The sequence below is a fragment of the Ensifer sp. M14 genome (assembly GCF_003355565.1).
Lineage (GTDB): Bacteria > Pseudomonadota > Alphaproteobacteria > Rhizobiales > Rhizobiaceae > Ensifer.
Genome location: NZ_QJNR01000040.1, coordinates 1 through 856 on the forward strand (window position 1 = coordinate 1; position 856 = coordinate 856).

Annotated in this window: 1 protein-coding gene; it reads left to right on the top strand. The window is 56.5% G+C overall.

Annotated elements, in window-relative coordinates:
- Nucleotides 1-85 precede the first annotated feature (85 nt).
- The coding region (locus tag BLJAPNOD_RS35095; protein WP_115423217.1) for an IS110 family transposase at nucleotides 86-856 on the top strand (771 nt) is incomplete at its 3' end.

Genomic DNA, 856 nt, shown 5'->3' on the forward strand with positions numbered 1-856 from the left:
CTGCCTTGTTGGGGTGGACGGCTCCCCACGGCATCGCAATGTGCCAGAATGAGTTCGTTGAAAGCTCAATCGAGGGAGACCGTCCGTGGAACAGATTATTCGAGTTGGTATGGATACGTCAAAGAGCGTTTTCCAATTGCATGGCGTGAACGCTGCCGAGCAACCAATCTTGCGCAAGAAGCTTTCGCGTAGAGAGATGGTGAAGTTCTTCGAGAAAACGCCCCCGACCATTATCGCGCTAGAATCCTGTGGTGGGTCTCATCACTGGGCGAGGCTGCTAAGTTCGTTTGGCCATGAAGTGAAGCTGATCGCACCTCAGCTGGCGAAGCCTTATGTGAAGCGTGGCAAGAACGATGCGGCAGACGCGGAAGCTTTGTGCGAAGCAATGAGTCGACCCACCATGCGCTTCGTACCGGTGAAGAGCGCGGACCAGCAGGCGGCGTTAATGCTGGTCGGTGTGCGAGAGAGGCTCATTCGCAATCGAACGCAGCTTGCCAATGCCATCCGCGGTTTTGCCATGGAGTTCGGCATCGTCGCAGCCAAAGGCATGTGCCGGGTCGAACCGTTGCTGGAGCGCATTGCGGCTGATCAATCTCTGCCAGAACTGGCGCGCGAACTCTTCGCCATGCACGGCGAGGAGTATCGCAACCTGCTTGCCGAAACGAGAGCGATCGAGGAGAAACTGATGGCCTTGCATCGCTCTGATGAGTGCAGCAAGCGCCTGGCCGAGATTCCAGGTGTCGGACCGGTCGGTGCATCACTTTTGATGATGAAGACGCCAGATCCCGGAATGTTTAAGTCGGGTCGCGATTTTGCCGCCTGGATAGGGCTTACACCTAAGGATCACTCGACCGCA